The organism is Hymenobacter profundi (assembly GCF_019334315.1).
In the GTDB taxonomy this organism is placed as follows: domain Bacteria; phylum Bacteroidota; class Bacteroidia; order Cytophagales; family Hymenobacteraceae; genus Hymenobacter; species Hymenobacter profundi.
This window is the reverse complement of the sequence record NZ_JAHWGL010000185.1, coordinates 1-3,341: the sequence shown is the minus strand read 5'-3', so window position 1 is coordinate 3,341 and position 3,341 is coordinate 1. Positions and strand designations below refer to the sequence as shown.

Genomic DNA, 3,341 nt, shown 5'->3' with positions numbered 1-3,341 from the left:
CACGTTGCACAACTGGCGTAACAACGACAATCGTTCAACGTGAGAAGGTCCTTCGCTCCGCTCAGGATGACAAATCGCAATATCAAGTAAGCATGAAAGTAAGAGGCCAAAAAGCCAATAAGGTCAACGTGATTACCCTGGGCTGCTCCAAGAATCTGGTCGATTCGGAGGTGCTGATGGGACAGTTGCGCGCCAACCAGTTTGATGTGACGCACGAGGCGGAAACCAACGACGCCAACATCGTGATTGTGAACACCTGCGGCTTCATCGATAATGCCAAGCAGGAAAGCATCGATACCATTCTGCGCTATGCCGACGAGAAGGAGGCCGGCCGCCTGGATAAGCTCTACGTGATGGGCTGCCTCTCGCAGCGCTACAAAGACGAGCTGGAGGTAGAGATTCCGCAAGTGGATGCCTACTTCGGCACGCTGGAAATGCCCCAGCTGATGAAGAAGCTGGAAGCCAACTATCAGCACGAGCTAGTAGGCGAGCGGTTGATTACCACACCGTCGCACTACGCCTACTTCAAAATTGCCGAAGGCTGCAACCGGCCGTGCTCGTTCTGCGCCATCCCATTGATGCGCGGCAAGCACACTGACCGATCTATTGAAGACCTAGTGCGCGAGGCCAAGCGTCTGGCTAGCATGGGCACTAAGGAACTGATTCTCATTGCCCAAGACCTGACCTACTACGGCCTGCAAGCCTACGGCGAGCGGAAGCTGCCCGACCTGCTGCGCCACCTCTCCGATGTGGAGGGCATTGAGTGGATTCGGATGCAGTACGCCTACCCTTCGCAGTTTCCAATGGAGGCTCTGACGGTGATGGCTGAGCGCGACAACATCTGCAAGTACCTGGATATGCCCTTGCAGCATATTTCGGATAATATGCTGAAAACCATGCGCCGTGGCATCAGCAAGCGCCGCACCATTGAGCTGGTGGACACCATGCGCCAGCGCGTGCCGGACATTGCCCTGCGCACTACCCTCATTGCCGGCCACCCCGGCGAGACCCAGCAGGATTTCGAGGAACTGTATCAGTGGGTAGCCGATACCAAGTTTGACCGCTTGGGCATCTTCACTTACTCGCACGAGGAAAGCACCCACGCTTATACGCTGGAAGACAACGTGCCTGCCGAGACGAAGCAGGACCGAGCCGACCAGATTATGGAGCTGCAACAGGGCATTTCGCTGGAGCTGAATGAGCAGAAGGTGGGCCAGACCTATAAGGTGTTGTTTGACCGCAAGGAGAGCGGCTACTTTGTGGGCCGCACCCAGTACGACTCGCCCGAGGTAGACAACGAGGTGCTGGTGCCCGCCACCCCCGATACCCATGTACGCTTGGGCGACTTTGCCCACGTGCGTATCAACGAGGCATCGGACTTTGACTTGTACGGCCAGTTGGTGTAGCAGACACTCTGCTCCCAGGAAATATTTGCCGCTCGGCCAACGCGCCGAGCGGCTTTTTTATGCCCTTCTCAAAACTCCTACCCTACTTACGGGTTAGAGGCAGATGCAGGTGTGTTGGCCGCTTTATGGCAGGTCACCTTTTTTCTCAAACTTGCGCCCGCCCTCATTCGTCATTATGCCTGTCCACACGCTTTCGTACGCTGCTACCGGTGCTTTCTCGTCATTACTTACAGACTACCTGAACCAGGAGTCTACCTTGCAAGCGTTCTACCACCGTTTCCCGACCCTGGAGAACTTTGCGGCGCAACTAAAAGAAAAGCAGGCAGCCTATTCGCCCGAAGCCCGGCAACGGCTAGTGGAGACCTTGCGAGAGCAATACACCGGCCTGGAGATACATCCAGCAGTGCAGGCTAGTATTGACTTACTGGCAAAAGACACCACGTTCACCATCACCACCGGTCACCAGCTCAACCTGATGACCGGGCCGCTGTACTTCATCTACAAGATTATCACGGCCGTTAAGCTGAGCCGACAGCTGAAAGAGCAGTACCCGCAATACGATTTTGTGCCGGTATACTGGATGGCCACGGAGGACCACGATTTTGCTGAAATCAATCATTTTCAGCTGTTTGGCAATACGTACTCCTGGCAAGCCTCCGAAACCGGCGGCCCGGTAGGACGCTTGAGCCTGGAAGGGCTGCCGGAGCAGTTCCTCGACCAGCTGCCGGCCGACGTACCCGCCCTCTTCCGGGAGGCTTACGAGCAAGCCTCTACCCTCACCGAGGCCACGCGTCGCCTCACGCACGCGCTGTTTGGTGAGTTTGGCTTGGTGAGCATGGATGCCGACACGCCCGCGCTGAAGCAGGCATTGGTACCGGTGATAGAAAAGGAAATTCAGGCGCAAGCCTCACACCGCGCCGTGCAGGCCACCAATGCCGATCTGGAAGCTGCCGGGTATTCCCCGCAGGTGTATTCGCGGCCGCTCAACCTGTTTTACATAACAGATACTGGTAAGCGTGAACGACTGGAGGCCGACGAGGCCCGCGGCTGTGTGGCCGTACTGAACGCCGACCTCTGTTATAGCCAGGAAGAACTACTCGACCTGGCACGCCAACAACCGGAGCGGTTCAGCCCAAACGTGGTGTTGCGGCCTCTGTATCAGGAAATCTTGCTGCCCAACCTGTGCTACATTGGCGGTGGCGCGGAGGTGGCCTACTGGTTTCAATTAAAACAAGTATTTGCCGAGTATCAGGTGCCTTTCCCGATTGTGCTGCTGCGCAACTCGGGGCTGTATATCAGCAAATCTAATGCGGGCAAGCTGCGCAAACTGGGCCTTACGGCTACGGATATCTTTCAGCCCCTACCCGAGCTGAAGAAGCAGGTGGGCGCTGCTTTGGGGCAAGAAGAAGTGAGTCTGTCCGAGCAGCAGCATACATTAGAGGAAGCGTTTAAGCAGATAAAAGCACTGGCCGAGCGCCTCGATCCTACCCTGGTGAAAGCCGTGGCCGCCGAGGGTAGCAAGGTGGCCGGCAGCGTGGCGGGGCTAGAAAAGCGCCTCTCGAAAGCCGCCGAAGCCAGGCACGAAACGTCTTATTCTCAACTCAGCGGCCTCAAAGACAAGCTCTTCCCCGACGGCGGCATGCAGGAGCGTACCGACAACGTGCTGAGCGTCTACATCAACAACCCAAACTTTTTACAGCAACTCCTTGATACGTTTGAGCCGCTGGCGCTGGAGTTTACGGTGCTGGAAGAAGAGTAGAATGAGGTAGGGGCAGCTCGTAACCGCTTATTGCACCATCTGATTTTGAAGGAGCCTTTTCTATTTCAATGTTGTGCCTGCTAACAACAGGCGGCCGCAAGCTGCCCCTACCCTATCGCCTCGCATATGCTGAAAGCCGAACTTCGCCGCACCGCCTCAGCCGCGCGTCGTGCCTT

Annotated in this window: 2 protein-coding genes; both read left to right on the top strand. The window is 56.5% G+C overall.

Going from position 1 to position 3,341, the window contains the following annotated elements; all coding sequences use genetic code 11:
- The first annotated feature begins 92 nt into the window (after positions 1 to 92).
- The gene (rimO, locus tag KYK14_RS21715) at positions 93 to 1,406 is read left to right on the top strand and encodes a 30S ribosomal protein S12 methylthiotransferase RimO (protein WP_185281707.1); all 1,314 of its coding nucleotides are present in this window, start codon (positions 93 to 95) and stop codon (positions 1,404 to 1,406) included.
- A gap of 175 nt (positions 1,407 to 1,581) precedes the next feature.
- The gene (bshC, locus tag KYK14_RS21710) at positions 1,582 to 3,165 is read left to right on the top strand and encodes a bacillithiol biosynthesis cysteine-adding enzyme BshC (protein ID WP_219161744.1); all 1,584 of its coding nucleotides are present in this window, start codon (positions 1,582 to 1,584) and stop codon (positions 3,163 to 3,165) included.
- Positions 3,166 to 3,341 lie beyond the last annotated feature (176 nt).